13 protein-coding genes and 1 pseudogene are annotated in these 18,273 nt (G+C 35.4%); 10 read left to right on the top strand and 4 right to left on the bottom strand.

Annotated features, from left to right (window positions below; all coding sequences use genetic code 11):
• Window positions 1-31 precede the first annotated feature (31 nt).
• From NHF50_RS01640 to NHF50_RS01605, 8 genes are all read left to right on the top strand, one after another.
• Window positions 32-1,786, top strand: coding sequence for a TonB-dependent receptor (locus tag NHF50_RS01640; protein WP_252774835.1), 1,755 nt, complete (start codon window positions 32-34; stop codon window positions 1,784-1,786).
• Window positions 1,787-1,854: 68 nt separating this feature from the next.
• Window positions 1,855-2,307 (top strand): hypothetical protein, encoded by a 453-nt coding sequence (locus tag NHF50_RS01635; protein WP_252774834.1) that lies wholly within the window; start codon window positions 1,855-1,857, stop codon window positions 2,305-2,307.
• 399 nt (window positions 2,308-2,706) lie between these two features.
• A complete protein-coding gene (gene asnB, locus NHF50_RS01630; protein ID WP_252774833.1) occupies window positions 2,707-4,332 on the top strand; it encodes an asparagine synthase B in 1,626 nt (541 codons plus the stop codon).
• 192 nt (window positions 4,333-4,524) lie between these two features.
• Window positions 4,525-6,465 (top strand): DNA topoisomerase (ATP-hydrolyzing) subunit B, encoded by a 1,941-nt coding sequence (gene gyrB / locus NHF50_RS01625; protein WP_252774832.1) that lies wholly within the window; start codon window positions 4,525-4,527, stop codon window positions 6,463-6,465.
• A complete protein-coding gene (locus tag NHF50_RS01620) occupies window positions 6,458-7,453 on the top strand; it encodes a DUF6588 family protein (RefSeq protein WP_252774831.1) in 996 nt (331 codons plus the stop codon). The genes gyrB and NHF50_RS01620 overlap by 8 nt, the downstream gene beginning before the upstream one ends.
• 13 nt (window positions 7,454-7,466) lie before the next feature.
• The gene (gene mdh, locus NHF50_RS01615; RefSeq protein ID WP_252774830.1) at window positions 7,467-8,399 is read left to right on the top strand and encodes a malate dehydrogenase; all 933 of its coding nucleotides are present in this window, start codon (window positions 7,467-7,469) and stop codon (window positions 8,397-8,399) included.
• A 182-nt stretch (window positions 8,400-8,581) separates the two neighbouring features.
• Entirely contained in the window at window positions 8,582-11,509 is a 2,928-nt protein-coding gene (gene secDF, locus NHF50_RS01610; RefSeq protein ID WP_109568027.1) for a protein translocase subunit SecDF, read from the top strand.
• An 87-nt stretch (window positions 11,510-11,596) separates the two neighbouring features.
• Complete coding sequence (locus tag NHF50_RS01605) at window positions 11,597-12,049, top strand: gliding motility lipoprotein GldH (RefSeq protein WP_252774829.1); 453 nt, start codon at window positions 11,597-11,599, stop codon at window positions 12,047-12,049.
• A gap of 44 nt (window positions 12,050-12,093) precedes the next feature.
• Here the strand turns inward: NHF50_RS01605 and lgt are convergent, their stop codons facing one another.
• From lgt to folE, 4 genes are all read right to left on the bottom strand, one after another.
• Window positions 12,094-13,014, bottom strand: coding sequence for a prolipoprotein diacylglyceryl transferase (lgt, locus tag NHF50_RS01600; protein ID WP_245896484.1), 921 nt, complete (start codon window positions 13,012-13,014; stop codon window positions 12,094-12,096).
• Window positions 13,015-13,114: 100 nt separating this feature from the next.
• Window positions 13,115-13,363, bottom strand: coding sequence for a membrane protein insertion efficiency factor YidD (yidD, locus tag NHF50_RS01595; RefSeq protein ID WP_109568025.1), 249 nt, complete (start codon window positions 13,361-13,363; stop codon window positions 13,115-13,117).
• Window positions 13,364-13,607: 244 nt separating this feature from the next.
• Complete coding sequence (gene cysS / locus NHF50_RS01590; RefSeq protein ID WP_109568024.1) at window positions 13,608-15,086, bottom strand: cysteine--tRNA ligase; 1,479 nt, start codon at window positions 15,084-15,086, stop codon at window positions 13,608-13,610.
• A 28-nt stretch (window positions 15,087-15,114) separates the two neighbouring features.
• On the bottom strand, window positions 15,115-15,789 hold the full coding sequence (gene folE, locus NHF50_RS01585; protein WP_109568023.1) for a GTP cyclohydrolase I FolE: 675 nt from the start codon (window positions 15,787-15,789) through the stop codon (window positions 15,115-15,117).
• 215 nt (window positions 15,790-16,004) lie between these two features.
• Here folE and NHF50_RS01580 point away from each other — a divergent pair, with 215 nt between their 5' ends.
• Window positions 16,005-16,421 (top strand): hypothetical protein, encoded by a 417-nt coding sequence (locus NHF50_RS01580; RefSeq protein WP_252774828.1) that lies wholly within the window; start codon window positions 16,005-16,007, stop codon window positions 16,419-16,421.
• A gap of 13 nt (window positions 16,422-16,434) precedes the next feature.
• Window positions 16,435-18,273: pseudogene (locus NHF50_RS01575) on the top strand (hypothetical protein); the annotation flags it as partial.

Genomic DNA, 18,273 nt, shown 5'->3' with positions numbered 1-18,273 from the left:
AACTGATAATCGAAAAAAAGAAAACGTACGTATGAAAAATATCAAGATATACCTTCCTTTAGCTATAGCTTTGTTCGTAAGCCAAGTTTCGTTAGCACAAGAAGAAGATAATATAGGTTCAGAAGTTGTAAATGTTGTAAAACCTTATACTCCGGCTATTTCTGATGCTTTTAAAGTGAAAGAAACACCGGTAATAGACGATGATGAAAACACACAGAAAGAAGCAATAGAATACAATATTTTTTCTTTTCCGGTAGCCTCAACCTTTACGCCGGCAAAAGGAAAAGCAGCAGGAGTTGATAAAGCAGAAAAAGAAAAGCTCTATAGGAATTATGCAACTCTGGGTTTCGGAAATTATCCGACAATCAATGCCGAACTCTTTGTTACCGAAAATTTCGGGCGTAACAGTTACATAGGCGGAATGTTGCGTCACCTGTCATCGCAAGGCGGAATTAAAGATGTGGTTTTAGATGACAAATATTACAACACCAGTTTGGATGTTACTTACGGTACCCGGGATCGTGATATGAGTTGGAATGTCGATTTAGGTATAAAAAATCAAATCTATAACTGGTACGGATTACCTGTTGAGAATATCATCTTTACAGAAGATATGATTAATGCAATAGACGAAAAACAATCGTATAACACTATTGCACTGGGAGGAAAATTGAGTTTAACGGATAGTTATTTCAGCGAAGTAAGTTTGCAGTTCAAGCGCTTTTCCGATGCTTTAAGTTCAGGCGAAAATCGCTTTTTTGTAAAACCGAATTTTGATATTGAAGCTTTCGACCAAAAGATCAAGGCTAATTTCATTATTGATTATGTTGGCGGAAGTTTTGATAAAGATTACGAAGGTCTTTCTGATATCAGTTACAGTACTATCATTTTCGGAACTAAACCGAGTATTTTATACCAGCAAGACGATTTATCAGTTCAGTTAGGTGCAGGAGTATTCTACAGCACAGGTAAATTCAACGGAACAAGTGATAGTAAAATATTTGTATATCCTAATGTAAAAGCATCGTATAAGATCGTAGGCGATTTATTGATCGGTTATGCCGGTGCTGAAGGAGGATTAAATCAAAACTCGTATGCTGATTTTGTAGATCAGAACCCTTTTGTATCGCCAACGCTTTACGTTGCACCAACTGACAATAAATATGATATTTATGTCGGTTTAAAAGGGAAATTAGCTAATTCGGTAGCATTTAATGTAAAAGGTTCTTATAACAATGAAGACGGAAAAGCACTTTTTACAAGTAATCCCTATATTTATGCAAATGCAAATACAGAAGGCTATACTAACGGAAACTCTTTCGGCGTGGTATACGATAATGTAAAAACGGTAAGCATTTTCGGAGAACTAAAAGCTGATTTCTCTAAAAGTCTAAGCTTGGGAATTAACGGAACCTATAATAACTTTTCAACAGATTATGAAACAGAAGCATGGAATTTACCGCAATTGAACATCGGAGCGACTGTTGATGTTGATTTTGATGAAAAATGGTATGCCGGAGCCAAAGTGTTTTTTGTAGGCGAAAGAAAAGACAGAATTACAGTTCAGAGCTTAGCGGCCGTTTTTCCACCGGAGTTCATGACAGAGGAAGTAACACTTGATAGCTATTTTGACCTGAATATGCATGTGGGGTATAAGTATAATGACCGTTTAACCGCTTTCTTGAAAGGAAATAATTTAGCAAGCCAACAATACAATCGTTGGGCTAACTATCCGGTTCAGGGAATTCAGATTTTGTTAGGTGCAAATTATAAATTTGACTTCTAAACAACAGAATTAAAACAATATAACCTGTAAGATTTTTTAAAAGCTTACAGGTTTTTCTTTTTTTAGCTATGACATCACTTAAATCGAAAATATATACACATTATCAAGAACTTTTAGAAGATAAGGTTCAAACCCTGCGAAAACAAATTTCGGATCTGGCGGAGGATGCTCAAAACGATGCTAAAGGTTCTGCGGGAGATAAGCATGAAACAGCATTATCAATGATGCATTTAGAGCAGGAAAAGCTAAATCAGAAACTAAAAGAAACCTTAGCACAAAAAAGCGTATTAGAAAGTATTGATATTTTAAAAGTAAATAAATTAGTAGGAATAGGAAGTCTGGTATATACGGATAAGTTCTTGTTTTTTGTAAGTACGGCACTGCCAAAAATAATTATTGATGGTGCAAACATAATCTCATTATCACTTGAATCTCCTATCGGAAAAGAGATGAAAGGAAAGCACGCCGGAGACGAATTTAGTTTTAATACGTCAAAATATAAAATCTTAAAAATAGAATAGATAGATTGTTACAAAACAACTTCTTTGTCAATCTGAGCCGGTTTCAGATTCTATAATAGTAAATTGATTATCATTTGAAATCGAAGATTTAACAACGTAGGACACGGTCAAAATAGCAACTGTTTAACTTTTTACAACCGTTTCTCTCGGTTCTTAAAGAAGATCTTCTTTTCCGAAGATTAAAAAATTAAATAAAAAAATTGAAATATGTAACTAAAGTTAACTAAAACCGATTCGTTTAGTTTGTAATAGTTGTAAAAAGTGTATTTTTTGTTTTAAAATATAACTAATAATCTCATTGTGGTTTATAAAAATAAGCTAAAAGCCCAACTTTGCTTCATCAAAATAATGTTACAGGATAAAAACATTAAAAAAATAAAGTAAAAAGATAGCAACGATATGTGTGGTATTTTAGCAGTTATAGGAAAAGGAAAAGATGAGGCTTTAGTTAAGCAACTTTCTAAAAGAATGAGTCACAGAGGTCCGGATGAAAGTGATGTTCATGTGACGGAGGCAGGACATATTCTGGCTCACGAACGATTATCAATTGTAGATTTACAAACCGGAAAGCAACCTATTCAGGGAACTTCAACCGCTTGGATGGTTCACAACGGAGAGATCTATAATCATAAGAAATTAAGAGAAACAGTTTTGAAAGACCATACATTCAGAACAACTTCTGATTCTGAAGTTATTGTACACTTATACGAAGAATTCGGATATGATTTTTGTGATTATTTGGACGGAATGTTTGCTTTTGTTGTGGTCAATGGAGATGATTTTATAGCCGGACGTGATCCGCTGGGGATTAAACCGTTGTACTACGGTATTGATGATAGAGGAAGGTACTATTTCGCAAGTGAAATGAAAGCAATTGCAGACCAGTGTACGACTTTTTCAACTTTTCCTCCGGGGCATTTTTATACTGAAAAAACAGGATTTGTTAAATATTACAAACCAGAGTGGGAAGATGCCGCAAAAGCAGTCGAAGAGATCGATTATAAAGCCATTCGTGAAACATTGACCGAAGCGGTTAAAAAACGTTTAATGGCTGATGTCCCTTTTGGAGTATTGCTTTCTGGCGGATTGGATTCTTCTTTGACTTCTTCGATAGCGAAAAGATTACTGGAAAGTTCCGGACAAGTGTTGCACTCATTCTCTATTGGCTTAGATGAATCAGCACCTGATTTAATTGCTGCAAGAAAAGTAGCGGAGTTTATCGGTACCCAACATCATGAGTTCTACTTTACGGTTGAGGAAGGTATCCGGAACCTTGAAAAATTAATATGGCATTTAGAAACGTATGACGTAACGTCCATTAGAGCCAGTACGCCAATGTATTTTATGTCTAAGGCTATTAAAGAAACAGGAATTAAGATGGTATTGTCCGGTGAAGGAGCAGACGAGATTTTCGGAGGATATTTGTATTTCCGCAATGCACCTTCAGCAGAAGAATTCCAAAAAGAAACTATCGAAAGAGTTCAGAAGCTATTTACAGCTGATTTATTAAGAGCAGATAAGTCAACTATGGCTCATGGTTTAGAAGCTCGCGTTCCGTTTTTAGACAAAAGTTTCCTGGAATTAGCCATGAAAGTAAAACCGGAAGAAAAACAACCGAAAACGTATAACGGAGTAGAAAAATATATTTTGAGAAAAGCGTTTGATACCCCTGAAAAACCCTATTTGCCGGATGAGGTATTATGGCGTCAGAAAGAACAATTTTCAGACGGAGTAGGATATAACTGGATCGATACCTTGATCGAATATTGTGAATCACAGGTAACAGATGAAGAATTTGCTAAGGCCGCAGAATTGTTTCCGTACAACACACCGTTAACAAAAGAAGCCTTTTATTATAGAAGTATCTTTCATAAACATTTTCCGCAACAAAGCGCAGCGCAAACCGTGAGAAAATGGATTCCGAAGTGGCAATCTAATCAAGACCCAAGCGGAAGAGCAAATGAAGCCCATGTAAAAGCAGATGTAACTATTGCTACTAAGGATACCTCTAAACTGACCGTTTAATTTTTTTATGGTTATAGTTTGTTTTGATAATCGTCGACTCGTGTAAAATGAGTCGGCGTTTATTGTTTTAGGGCAATAAATCAGCTATTTTGTTAATAACTTGCCGATAAAATGCAATTCTTTAAGATATTTTTTTTATCTTATTACTTATATTTGTCTGTTTAATAGAAATGAGAATATAAGCATTTAGATATGAGTGAAGAAGTAAAGAAGAACAATTATTCGGCTGATAGTATTCAGGCATTAGAAGGGATGGAGCACGTAAGAATGCGTCCTTCCATGTACATCGGGGATACTGGCGTTAGAGGTTTACATCACTTAGTTTATGAAGTAGTAGATAACTCGATTGATGAGGCTTTAGCCGGACATTGTGACACTATTTTGGTTGCCATTAATGAAGACAATTCTATAACAGTTGAAGATAATGGTCGTGGTATCCCGGTGGATATCCATAAAAAAGAAGGCGTATCAGCGTTGGAAGTAGTAATGACCAAAATCGGAGCCGGAGGTAAATTTGATAAAGATTCGTATAAAGTATCAGGTGGTCTTCACGGAGTAGGTGTTTCTTGTGTGAATGCGCTTTCAGATCATTTAAAAGCTACAGTTTACCGCGAAGGAAAAATTTGGGAACAAGAATATGAAAGAGGAAAATCTCTCTACCCTGTAAAACAAATCGGGACCACAGAAAAAAGAGGGACTATTGTAACTTTCAAACCGGATGGAACGATTTTTCAACAAACTTTAGAGTATTCGTATGATACCTTAGCCGCTCGTTTAAGAGAACTTTCTTTCTTGAATAAAGGAATTACCATTACACTTACAGATAAAAGAGAAAAAGACGAAAAAGGAGACTTTAAGTCGGAAACTTTTCATTCAAAAGAAGGTCTGAAAGAATTTGTAAAATTCCTGGACGGAAACAGAGTGCCTATTATAGGTCATGTTATCAGTATGGAGAATGATAGAGGCGAAATACCTGTTGAAGTAGCATTGATCTATAATGATAGTTATACAGAAAATATATTTTCGTACGTAAATAATATCAATACTCATGAAGGAGGAACGCACCTTCAAGGGTTCCGTATGGGATTAACACGTACCTTGAAAAAATATGCCGATGCTTCCGGATTGTTAGATAAATTAAAATTCGAGATTTCAGGAGACGATTTCCGTGAAGGATTAACAGCGATCATTTCAGTTAAAGTAGCCGAGCCTCAGTTTGAAGGGCAAACCAAGACTAAATTGGGTAACAGAGAGGTAGTTTCTCCGGTTTCTCAGGCAGTTGCGGAAATGTTAGAGAATTATTTAGAAGAAAATCCGAACGATGCTAAGATCATTGTGCAAAAAGTGATTTTAGCCGCTCAGGCGCGTCACGCTGCTAAAAAAGCACGTGAAATGGTACAGCGTAAAACCGTAATGGGAGGCGGTGGATTACCCGGTAAACTTTCTGATTGCTCTAATCAAGACCCTGAAAAATGCGAAATTTTCCTTGTAGAGGGAGATTCGGCAGGTGGAACGGCTAAGCAAGGTCGTGATCGAAATTTTCAAGCTATTTTACCTTTGAGAGGTAAGATACTGAATGTAGAGAAAGCAATGCAGCATAAAGTATTTGAGAATGAAGAGATTCGAAATATTTTTACAGCATTGGGGGTTACTATCGGAACAGAAGAGGATAGTAAAGCATTGAATTTATCTAAATTAAGATACCATAAAGTAGTCATCATGTGTGATGCCGATGTGGATGGTAGCCACATCGCAACGTTGATTTTGACCTTTTTCTTCCGTTACATGAAAGACCTTATTGAACAAGGTCATGTTTATATTGCTACTCCGCCTTTATATATGGTTAAAAAAGGAAATAAAAAGGAATATGCTTGGAATGATGAGCAACGTGACCAGATTTCAAATCAAATGGGAAGCGGATCTTCTATCCAGCGTTACAAAGGTCTTGGAGAGATGAATGCGGAGCAGTTGTGGGATACAACTATGAATCCGGAATTCAGAACATTAAGACAGGTTAGTATTGATAGCCTTTCTGAAGCAGATAGAATATTTTCTATGCTAATGGGAGATGAAGTACCGCCTCGTAGAGAATTTATAGAGAAAAATGCAGCTTATGCAAAAATTGATGCGTAAGACGAATTGTAGTATAGCGGTTTTGTTTATGCTTTGTTTTTCAATGGCAAAAGCGCAAACAACATTAGAACAAGAAATAGGGTATCTGTTATCAGATGCCCTTTTCTATTCCGAAAAGTATATAATACCGGCAACTGACGGCGCGGTTTATCAGGCTTCATCAGCATGGATGAGTACTGCTAAAAAACGTGAAAAATGGACTGTTGAAGCCGGGATTTATGGAAATGTGTTTTTTGTTCCCAATAGAGATAGGTCATTTACAGTTTCGAACAGTGATTTTCAGTTTTTTCAGATTGAAGGAGCGGAAAGTGCAACTGTACCTACCGCATTAGGGGATAATCATCAGGTGTATTTGGTTGGAGATTTAGACGGTGAACAGATCCGTTTTAAAACGCCGCAAGGTATTAATCAGGAGACAGTCGTTTATCCTTACTTACAGGTGGGGGTAGTATTGCCTTATGGCTTTGAAGTAATGGGGAAATATTCGACACGAACTAAGTTGAAAAAAGGCGATTATCAGGTCTTCGGATTTGGATTAAAGCACAACTTCAGTCAATATTTTCCATCACTTGAAACTAAAAAAATTAACCTAGCAGCCATGATGATGTATTCTAATGAAGATATTAGTTTCGATTTCTTAGATGTGAATACGAGTTATGGTAATATGGGGATCAATCGGTTCACCGGAATTGTAAATACTTATCATCTGCAACTTGCCGCTTCAAAAGAAATTAAAGATTTTGAATTAATGTTAAGTTTTATTGCAAATGTAAGTGATTTTAGTTACAAGGTAAACGGAACAACCGAAGAACCTACAATTTTTGCAAATGCAATTAATGATCTGTTGCCGGAATTAGAAGAAACTAAATTCAACTACGTGGGGGAATTCTCTGTGAATTATTTCTTTAATAAGTTCTATGCTAAAGGAACATTTTCTTTCGGCAAATTTGCGAATGCAAATTTAGGTTTAAACTATATAATCAACTGATAAATTAAACAGGATGAAAGTAACAGTAGTAGGTGCAGGACATTTAGGTGCTACTTGTGCTAATGTTTTGGCATACAGAAAAATTGCAAGCGAAATCGTATTGCTAGATATTGAAGAAGGTTTAGCAGAAGGTAAAGCGTTAGATATCATGCAAAGTGCTCCGACTACGGGGTTTACCTCTGTGGTTTGTGGTTGTACCAATGATTATGAAAGAACAGTTGATAGTGACGTTGTAGTGATCACATCCGGTATACCGAGAAAACCGGGAATGACCCGAGAAGAGTTGATCGGGATCAATGCGGGAATCGTAAAATTGGTAGCAACAAATGTTCTTAAATTTTCACCGAATGCAATATTCGTTGTGGTTTCCAACCCTATGGATACTATGACCTATCTGACATTAAAAGCAACCGGATTGCCTAAGAATAAAGTAATAGGTATGGGAGGGGCTTTAGATAGTTCTCGTTTTAGGTATTATTTGTCTCAGGCTATGAATGAACCTATGAATGATATTCAGGCAATGGTTATTGGAGGGCATGGAGATACGACAATGATTCCTTTAACTCGTTTAGCAACTTATAATGGTTTACCTGTTACAACTTTTCTATCTGATGAAGAACTACAGGAGGTAGCTGCTAAAACAATGGTTGGCGGAGCTACTTTGACTAAATTATTAGGTACGTCGGCTTGGTATGGACCGGGTTCGGCAGTAGCATTTTTAGTGGATAGTATTTTGAACAATCAAAAACGGATGATTCCTTGTTCAGTATATTTAGATGGAGAATATGGTGTTGAAGATGTCTGTATTGGAGTGCCTTGTATCATCGGAAAAAACGGAGTGGAGCAAATCGTTGATGTAAGGTTAGATGAGGAAGAAAAAAATAAGTTTGCAAAAAGTGTGGAAGCAGTACGGAATATGAATAAAGACCTTCGTTCAGTCTTGTAAACTTTTGAACTTCAAATGTTAAAAAAATAAACAACTTTCGGCTTATATAGGTTTAAACAGTAGAATAATCATATTTAGAAAAAAAACGAATTTTATTTTGTAATAAAATTGGTTAATCCTGTTGTAAATTATATATTTGTCCGTTTTTTATAAAAAAATAGAGTAATTAATATTTAGTAGTAATGCAGAATAAAGGACTAATTAAATTTTTCGCAGTATTATTTGCCTTGGTTTGTCTTTATCAATTGTCATTCACTTTTGTGGCAAACGGAATTGAAAAAGATGCGAAAGCACATGCAAATGGAGATTTCCAGAAAGAGGTAGCTTACTTAGACTCAGTAGCTAAAGAAAAAGTATTCTTAGGGTATACTTTTGACGAAGTAAGAAATAACCAAATTAATAAAGGTCTTGACTTAGAAGGAGGTATCAACGTGATCCTTCAAATCTCAGTTAAAGATATTTTAAATGGTTTGGCAAACGGTTCAAAAGACCCTGCTTTCAACAAAGCTTTAGCAGATGCAAAAAAGAACCAGGAAGGAAACCAGGATTATATAGATGCTTTCTTTAAAGAAGCAAATGCTGCAAATATCAAATTGGCAGATGCAGAAATTTTTGGAAACAGAAATTTAGATGACGTAATCAAGTTTGATATGACTAATGCTCAGATTGAGCCAATTATTAAACAAAAAGTTCAGGAATCTGTAGAATCAGCTTTCAAAGTATTAAGAGAGCGTATCGATAAATTCGGTGTAACTCAGCCTAATATTCAGTTATTAGGAAATTCAGGAAGAATTTTGGTTGAATTACCGGGAGCTAAAGATGTAGATCGTATTAAAAGACTTTTACAAAGTACGGCACAATTAGAGTTCTGGGAAACTTATAAAGTAGAAGAAGTAGGGAACTTCTTAATGGCAGCTAATGAACTTCTTAAGAAAACAGAAGTTAAAGAAGAAACTTCTGAAATTAAAGAAGCAGCTAAAGGACTTGATTCTTTGCTTACAGATAATGTAGATTCAACAAAAGTACAAGTGAATCCTTTGTTTGACAGCATGTTAATGCCGGGGCAACAAGGAACTCCGTATGTAGGAGTGTTCAATGTTAAAGATACGGCTAAAATTAGTTCTTATTTAAACCGAAGTGATGTTCGTTCATTATTGCCTTCAGAATTATCGAATGTAAGATTTGCTTGGGGTAAAATCAATGAAAAATCACCGGAAACGGTTGAATTATACGCTTTAAAAGGAAACAGAGAAAATAAAGCACCTATTAGTGGTGGTGTAATTGTAGATGCCAGAGATACTTTTGATCAATTAGGGAAGCCTGCTGTGTCAATGCAAATGAATGGTGTTGGAGCACGTGAGTGGGAAAAGTTAACCGGTAAAGTATCACAACAAGGAAATGCAATTGCTATTGTTTTAGATAATATTGTTTATTCGGCACCCGGTGTAAGCAGAGGTGCAATCAGCGGAGGTCAGTCTGAAATTTCAGGAAGTTTTACTATCAATGAAACAAAGGATTTAGCTAACATTTTAAGAGCAGGTAAATTACCGGCTGCTGCTGAAATTGTACAGTCAGATGTTGTTGGACCATCATTAGGAGAAGAAGCTGTGAATAGCGGTATGATTTCATTCATTATCGGTTTCTCTTTAGTGCTATTATGGATGATCGTGTACTATGGTAAAGCGGGTTTCTATGCTAATTTAGCTTTATTAGTGAATATCTTATTCATCTTTGGTGCTTTAGCAAGTTTTGGTGCTGTATTGACATTGCCGGGTATTGCGGGTATCGTATTAACAATCGGTATGGCAGTAGATGCCAACGTAATTATCTACGAAAGGGCAAAAGAAGAGTTGGATTCCGGTAAAACGGTTGAAGAAGCCATCAATTATTCATTTACATGGAAAGGAGCAATGTCTTCAATTGTTGATGCTAATATTACAACAGCATTGACCGCTATTATCTTATTAGTTTTCGGTACAGGTCCGATCAAAGGTTTTGCTACCACTTTATTGATAGGTATTATTACTTCTGTATTTACAGCAATTTTTATTACAAGAATATTATTGGATTGGAGTTTGTCAAGAAACGAAAATATCACTTTTGCAACTTCAGTTACTAAAAACTGGTTTAAAAACTTAAACTTTGACTTCTTATCAAAACGTAAGATCGCTTATATGATTTCAGGTGTTTTGATCGTTTTGAGTTTGATCTCATTGTTCACAAAAGGTTTAAATCAAGGTGTTGACTTTGTAGGAGGTAGAACTTATCAGGTTCGTTTTGATAAAGAAGTTTCTGCACCTGAAGTAGCAGCTGACTTAACTAAGATTTTCGGAAGTGCTGAAGCGAAAGTGTTCGGTAATAAAAATCAGTTAAAGATTACTACAAAATATAAAGTAAATGAAGAAGGTGAAGGAGTAGATAAAGATGTAAATGAAAAATTATACAGTGGACTTCAAAAATATTTACCGGCTGATTTAACGTATGATAATTTTGTTAATTCTTATGAAGGTAAAGAATTTGGAATCATGCAGGCTTCTAAGGTTTCCGGTACTATATCTAAAGATATTAAGACAAACTCTATCTGGGCAGTATTAGGATCGCTATTAGTTGTATTTGTTTATTTGATGATCTCGTTCAGAAAATGGCAGTTTGGTTTAGGAGCAATTGTAGCGGTAGCGCATGATGTTATCATTGTATTAGGTATATTCTCGTTCTTCTATACTATCTTACCGTTTAATATGGAAATTGATCAAGCGTTCATCGCTGCTATCTTAACGGTTATCGGGTATTCATTGAACGATACGGTAATTGTATTTGACCGTGTAAGAGAGTATTTAGATTACAATTCATCACCTGACTTTAAAGGGTTGGTAAACAAAGCGTTGAACTCTACATTGAGTAGAACGGTGAATACATCTGCTACAACATTAGTTGTATTGATCGCAATCTTTGTTTTCGGAGGAGAAACAATTCAAGGTTTCGTATTTGCGATCTTAGTAGGTATTTTGGTAGGTACCTATTCGTCTTTATTTGTGGCAACACCGGTAATGAACGATACGATGAGTGCTAAAGAGGCGGAAAGAATGGCTTTGAATAAAAAAGAAGAATAATAGAAAGATAAAAAATATTTCTTTAGAAAAAAGTCCTGACATTGTCAGGACTTTTTTTGTAAATTAACATTTTAAAATGTATTTGTTATGAGGAAAATTTCTGTTTTAGTATTGTTGTTGCTAATAGCCTGTAATCAAAATATAGTTGTGGATGAATTGGATAAGAGTTTGACTAATAATCGTTGGCAGCAGGCAGATGATAAAGTATTTGAATTTGCGATAGAACAAGAAGGCGAATATCAGTTGGAACTGCATCTGGCGCATATTTATGATTTTCAATTTGAACAGGTGCCTGTTGAAGTGTATTTATCGAAAGAGGAACAGATTCTTTTAGGAGAAGAATTAGTGGTTAGTTTTAAAGATGATGATGGAAAAGAGTTAGGCGAGTGTGTAGGAGATATTTGTGATTTATATACCCCTGTGAGTTCGAAAATAAAGTTATCTGAGGGAGAGTATAGAATAGTGGTTCAAAACGGATTTAAAGGAACTTATTTACCTAATATGTTAGGAGTAGGTATACGGCTTAAAAAGACCCCGTAAAAAAAGCCGAGTTCACTCGGCTTTTTTTACGATTATTATTGCTTTTAAGCTGTTTTTTTAGCTCTGTATACTAAGTAGAAACCTACTATGATGAAAGGAATGCTTAGCCATTGTCCGGTTGAAAAAACACCTAAGGCACTTTCGAAACCTCCTTGGCTTTCTTTCACGAATTCTACTAAAAAGCGAACGGTCCAAAGTAAGATCAAAAAGATACCGAAAATATAACCTAATTTGTTTCTGGCATCTGTTTTCCAATATAAATAGAACAGAATGGCAAATACAAAAATGTATCCGAATGCTTCGTATAGTTGAGCCGGATGCTTAGGCGTTACAGCATTTAATAATTCGGCATATTGAGGATTGTTTGCAATGGCATCATAGGCTTGATTAACATTGGTAATTCCTGTCTTTTCTACTGCTGATCTAGGACTGTAATAGTCTCTGATGAATTTAATTCCGAAAGAAGAAGTAGTAGGAGTACCGACGATCTCTGAATTAAAGAAATTTCCCAGACGAACAAAGATCCCACCTAAGGAAACAGGGATTACAATACGATCTAAAATCCATAGAACCGGCTTTTTAACTACTTTCTTACTGTAATAAATCATTACTAATATGATTGCAATAGCAGCACCGTGACTTGCTAAGCCTGCAAAACCTGTAAATTCCCAACCTTGAGCTGTTTCTCTGATCGGTAGTAAGATCTCTAATTTATGGTCTTTAAAATAATCCCAATCATAGAAAAAAACATGTCCTAATCTGGCACCGATAAGAGTGGCTAAAACAGTATATACAAATAAATTATCCAGTTTATCTAAAGATTCACCTTCTCTTTGGTAAATAGCTTTCATGACGTACCAGCCTAATCCGAAGGCTACAACAAACATTAAACTATAAAAACGCAGGGTGAAAAAACCGATATCTATTCCTTCAGAAGGATTCCAAACCATATTTAAGGCAAGCATAAGTATTTATTTTAGGCTAAAATAAGGATTAAAATTGGTAAAAATGTTAAAGAAATTGAAATAAAAAATACTTAAATCTGAAATTTAAAGAGTAATATTGTCAAGGAACCGGGTCGTACCCACTACCTCCCCAAGGATGACAACTCAGGATTCTTTTGATAGCCAGCCAACCCCCTTTAAATAGTCCGTGTTTTTTTAATGCTTCTACTGTATAATGTGAACATGTGGGTTCGTATCTGCAAGTAGCAGGAGTGTACGGAGAAATGGCCACCTGATAGAAGCGGATTATAAAAAGGAATGGAGCAATGAGTATTGAACGTAGGGTTATTTTGTTGTTTTTTGAGCACATAATCAGTCTTCTGAAGTAAAATTATTAAATAATATTTGAAAGATAAAAGAGAACATGATTAATGTCAGCTTTTATAATTAAAAGAGTACTTATTTTTGTATTGTAGTTTTAAAATTTCATTTTTTTGGGCGTTGGTTAGAAATAACAAACGATTTTTTGTTTTAATTTATAGTTTTATAGAATTGTTAAAAAGAAAAAAGGATTGGTAAAAAACCAATCCTTTTTTTATTGAAATTAAATGCAATTAATAATTAAAAGTAGTTCCTTCTTTTCCGTCTTTTAATAGGATGCCTAATTGAGCCAGATTGTCCCTTATCTGGTCTGATAAAGGCCAGTTTTTATCAGCTCTGGCTTGATTTCGCATACCAACAAGCATATTAAGTACTCCGTCTAATTTGTCAGAGTTAGCGCTGGTATTTTTTTCATCTTTAATCCCTAAAACGTCAAAAACAAAGGTAGCTAAAGTTGTTTTTAGAGTTTCGATGTCAGTAGCGTTTAAAGTTTCCTTTTCGTCATGAACTAAATTAACAAATCTGATTCCTTCAAATAACTGGGCTATTAAAATAGGAGTATTGAAATCATCATTCATGGCATCATAACAACTTTGTGTCCATTCTGCAATATTTAAACTGGAACTATCTGAAGCTTTAAGTTTATCAATAAGTTCGATACTTTCCATTAATCGGTTGTATCCTTTTTCGGCGGCTAAAATGGCTTCGTCAGAAAAATCTAAAATACTTCTGTAGTGTGCCTGCATCATAAAAAAACGAGCAACACCAGAACTGAAGCCTTTACTTAGATTCGGATTATCTCCCGAAAATATTTCTTGTGGTAAGATATTATTTCCGGTTGATTTAGACATTTTTTTACCGTTAAGGGTCAGCATGTTAGCGTGCATCCAGTAATTTACAGGGTTGTGTCCGGTGCAAGCCTCTGACTGAGCGATTTCACACTCATGATGTGGGAATTTTAAATCCATTCCTCCGCCGTGAATGTCGAAGGTTTCTCCCAGATATTTAGTACTCATGGCTGTACATTCTAAGTGCCAACCGGGAAATCCATCACTCCATGGAGAAGGCCAACGCATGATGTGCTCAGGTTCGGCTTTTTTCCAAAGAGCAAAATCCTGAGGATTTTTTTTATCACTTTGACCGTCCAAATCACGGGTGTTGGCAATCATATCTTCTAAGTTACGACCACTTAAAATACCGTATTTGTAATCTTTATTGAATTTAACAACGTCAAAATACACAGAGCCGTTAGAAAGATAAGCATAGCCATTATCAATAATGGCTTTGATGATTTCTATTTGTTCAATAAGATGTCCGGTTGCAGTTGGCTCTATACTAGGAGGTAAAAGGTTGAATTCTCTAAGAATTTCATGAAAATCAACGGTGTAGCGTTGAACGATTTCCATAGGTTCAACCTTTTCTAGGCGAGCCATCTTGGCAATCTTGTCTTCTCCGTCATCAACATCATCAACCATGTGACCGACATCTGTAATATTTCTTACATATCGAACTTTATAGCCTAAATGCAATAAATAACGAAAAATGACATCAAAACTCATAAAAGTTCTGACATTTCCTAAATGAACGTTGCTGTAGACTGTAGGTCCACATACATACATACCAACTCTTCCTTCATGGATAGGTTTGAATATTTCTTTTTCTCCACTAAGGGAATTATAAATTTTCAGTGTTTGGGATGTATAAAGTTTCATCTAAAAAGTGTATGTGAGTTTTTGTCTATTAATGAAATTTAGTTTCAAGTTTGATGTAGTCTAAGAATTCTTTTCTTACATTCTTGTCCTTAAATTGCCCTCCGAATTCAGCTGTGACAGTGCTACTTTCTATATCGCGAATGCCTCTTGAGTTAACGCATAAGTGCTTTGCATCAATAACACAAGCAACATCTTCAGTATTTAATACTTTTTGCAATTCCTGTACAATTTGTATGGTTAGTCGCTCTTGTACTTGGGGGCGCTTTGCAAAATAATCAACAATACGGTTCATTTTTGATAGCCCCACTACTGTTCCGTTAGAAATATAAGCAACATGAGCCCTGCCTACAATGGGTAAAAGATGGTGTTCACAAGTTGAGTAAACTACGATGTTTTTTTCAACTAGCATTTCACCGTATTTGTATTTGTTTTCAAAAGTCGATGAACTAGGCTTTTTATTAGGGTTTAATCCGCTGAATATTTCACGGACAAACATTTTAGCAACACGGTTAGGAGTTCCTTTTAAACTGTCGTCAGTTAAATCCATTCCTAAGGTATGTAAAATATTCTCAACGTCTTTTTTGATTAATTCTATTTTTTGATCATCTGAAAGGTCAAATGCATCTTCGCGTAAAGGAGTCTGAGCACTTGTAGCAATGTGGTTATTGCCAATTTCGTCTTGTAAATCCTCGTTTTGAATCATTTTTATGGTTTTATAAAGCTTTTTTTAATTCGCAAAGATAACTAAAACTTTAAAAATAATAGGAGCTAAAATAAAAATGGTTTTTTATGAGTTTTTTTGGATATTTCATTTACTTTGAAAACTAAATAATAGATAAAAAATGTTAATTATTAAGAAAAAGGTGTTTTAATATTAAATATTTGTAAATTTGTGAACCTAACTATATCCATGAAAAAATGAAAAAAATATTTTTTATTCTTCTGTTTTTAATTGGCCTTTATTCGGGCTTTTCTCAATCCAAAACCAATAAATGTAAATTTAATTTTTCTTTTGAGGTTTTAAATAGTAAAGAAAATATGTCACCAAAAGATGAATATGTTTCTTTAAACTGGGATTTTTCAAAATTGAATTTAAAAAAAGATTTAGTTGAAATTGAGATCGTTCCGATCTTAGATTGCTTTAATGGTTTAGATGCAACTGATTTGAGAGATGTTGTAACTATTAAAAGTACAGATAAAGACTTTAAAAGTACTGAAGAGAGAAAAATTAGACATTTAGAGTTAATGTCAAAATGTTTTAAATATAGATTGATTGTGAGAAATAATAATTGCTCAGAAACTTCTGAGTGGAAGTATTTTTCTTTTTTTAATTAATTATTGCTAGATAATGATAAAGAAATTACTTTTTCAATTCGTTTTATTACTGTCTTTTGTAGGGTATTCTCAGTCTCCGACTTGTGATGCTGCGGATCCTATATGTTCAGGTAATGTGGCCCCTTTTCCTAATACAACAGGAGTTCCTTCTTTCGGAGGGCCAGGATGTTTAGGTACTACACCTAATCCGGCTTGGTTTTATTTCCAAATATCGGAATCCGGAAATTTGGAGTTTACTTTAAATCAAGGGAATAATGCGCCTAATTACAATAATCAAGATGTTGATTTTATTCTTTGGGGGCCTTTTACAGGACCTAATTGTGTCGATTTGTACGATTATAGTCCGGGAGCAACAGAAGATAATATTGTTGACTGTAGTTATTCTGCTTCTGCAACTGAAACAATTTCAATTCCTAACGGAATAGCGGGAGAATATTATGTTTTATTAGTAACTAATTATTCTAATAATTCAGGGTATATAGAATTAAATCAAACAAATCAAGGACAATCCGGAGCAGGATCTACTGATTGTGATATCGTATGTGGTGTTGATTTAGGAGCTGATCAATATTTTTGTACAACTAATGTTAGTTGTTATACCTTAACGGCAGAGTTTAACCAAGCTCCTACACAAGCAGGTACACCAACGTATTCTTGGTATTTAGATACGGTATTTTACCAATCAACAAGTACAAATACGTTACAGGTTTGTCAATCAGGAACTTGGAGTGTTGAAGTAGTTCGTCCGGGATGTTCCGATGTAGCTACAGATAGTGTAGATGTTGTTTTCTCGTCACCTCCGGTTTTAAATACACCAAGCGATATGTCGGGGTGTGGTCCTTTTGATTTGAATTCTCAGATTTCTGCAATCGTGGCTCCGAATGATCCATCGAATTATGTCGTTTATTTTTATCTGGATGTCTTTGAATGTTGGGGGGGTACCTCTAACTATATTCAAAATCCGGGTGCTTTTATGCCAACGGCTGCTTCAACTGAGATTTATGTCAGAGTTGAAAATGCAGGAAATCCAAGTTGTGCTAATGCAGACGAATATTTTACAATTAATTTAAGTACTTGTGTTACCGCAACACAGCCTGATAATTTATATTTATGTGATTTAGACGGAGACGGAGTAGAGTCATTTGATTTAACGCAGCAAGACGCGGTTGTTTTGGGCTCATATACGCCTGCATCTGATTATACGATAACGTACCATACGACGCAGGCCGGAGCCGATGACGGAACTATAGATTTAGCGACACCTTTCAATGCCTATCTCAATACGAGTAATCCCCAGACGATTTACGTTCGATTAGAGGATGACGGAACTATAGATTTAGCGACACCTTTCAATGCCTATCTCAATACGAGTAATCCCCAGACGATTTACGTTCGATTAGAGGAAAATGCTACAGGAGATTACGGTACGACGACTTTTGAGTTAATATTATCCGGATCTCCGGTTGTTACCTCTTTATCCGCGGTGAATGGTTCTATTTGTGAGGGCGAAGATGCTGTATTTGATCTAAGCGGAACGGCAGGAGCTACGGTGACTTATACGGTTAATGGGGGTTCTGATCAGACAGTAACTTTAGATAGTAGCGGAAACGGTCAGATAGTAATAGTAGGTCCGACAACAGATCAAAATGTTGTATTAAGTGATATTACTTTTGCAACTTGTTCTTCAATGTTGTCAGATTCAGCTACAGTAACAGTAAATCCTTTGCCTGAGTTTACGACATTATCGAGTAACGGAAGTATTTGTGAAGGCGAAGATGCATTGTTTGACATAACCGGAACTGCAGGCGCTGTGGTAACATATACAATTAACGGTGGTTCTAACCAAACAATT

Origin of the sequence: Flavobacterium sp. NRK F10, assembly GCF_024054235.1 — a bacterium.
In the GTDB taxonomy this organism is placed as follows: domain Bacteria; phylum Bacteroidota; class Bacteroidia; order Flavobacteriales; family Flavobacteriaceae; genus Flavobacterium; species Flavobacterium sediminis.
Note: the sequence above shows the minus strand (reverse complement) of the source record. Positions and strands in the feature narration are given on the sequence as shown.

Excerpts from the sequence above, each read along its gene's own strand:
- NHF50_RS01640 (WP_252774835.1), top strand. The coding sequence starts at position 32 with ATGAAAAATATCAAGATATACCTTCCTTTAGCTATAGCTTTGTTCGTA.
- NHF50_RS01635 (WP_252774834.1), top strand. The coding sequence starts at position 1,855 with ATGACATCACTTAAATCGAAAATATATACACATTATCAAGAACTTTTA.
- asnB (WP_252774833.1), top strand. The coding sequence starts at position 2,707 with ATGTGTGGTATTTTAGCAGTTATAGGAAAAGGAAAAGATGAGGCTTTA.
- gyrB (WP_252774832.1), top strand. The coding sequence starts at position 4,525 with ATGAGTGAAGAAGTAAAGAAGAACAATTATTCGGCTGATAGTATTCAG.
- NHF50_RS01620 (WP_252774831.1), top strand. The coding sequence starts at position 6,458 with ATGCGTAAGACGAATTGTAGTATAGCGGTTTTGTTTATGCTTTGTTTT.
- mdh (WP_252774830.1), top strand. The coding sequence starts at position 7,467 with ATGAAAGTAACAGTAGTAGGTGCAGGACATTTAGGTGCTACTTGTGCT.
- secDF (WP_109568027.1), top strand. The coding sequence starts at position 8,582 with ATGCAGAATAAAGGACTAATTAAATTTTTCGCAGTATTATTTGCCTTG.
- NHF50_RS01605 (WP_252774829.1), top strand. The coding sequence starts at position 11,597 with ATGAGGAAAATTTCTGTTTTAGTATTGTTGTTGCTAATAGCCTGTAAT.
- lgt (WP_245896484.1), bottom strand. The coding sequence starts at position 13,014 with ATGCTTGCCTTAAATATGGTTTGGAATCCTTCTGAAGGAATAGATATC.
- yidD (WP_109568025.1), bottom strand. The coding sequence starts at position 13,363 with ATGTGCTCAAAAAACAACAAAATAACCCTACGTTCAATACTCATTGCT.
- cysS (WP_109568024.1), bottom strand. The coding sequence starts at position 15,086 with ATGAAACTTTATACATCCCAAACACTGAAAATTTATAATTCCCTTAGT.
- folE (WP_109568023.1), bottom strand. The coding sequence starts at position 15,789 with ATGATTCAAAACGAGGATTTACAAGACGAAATTGGCAATAACCACATT.
- NHF50_RS01580 (WP_252774828.1), top strand. The coding sequence starts at position 16,005 with ATGAAAAAAATATTTTTTATTCTTCTGTTTTTAATTGGCCTTTATTCG.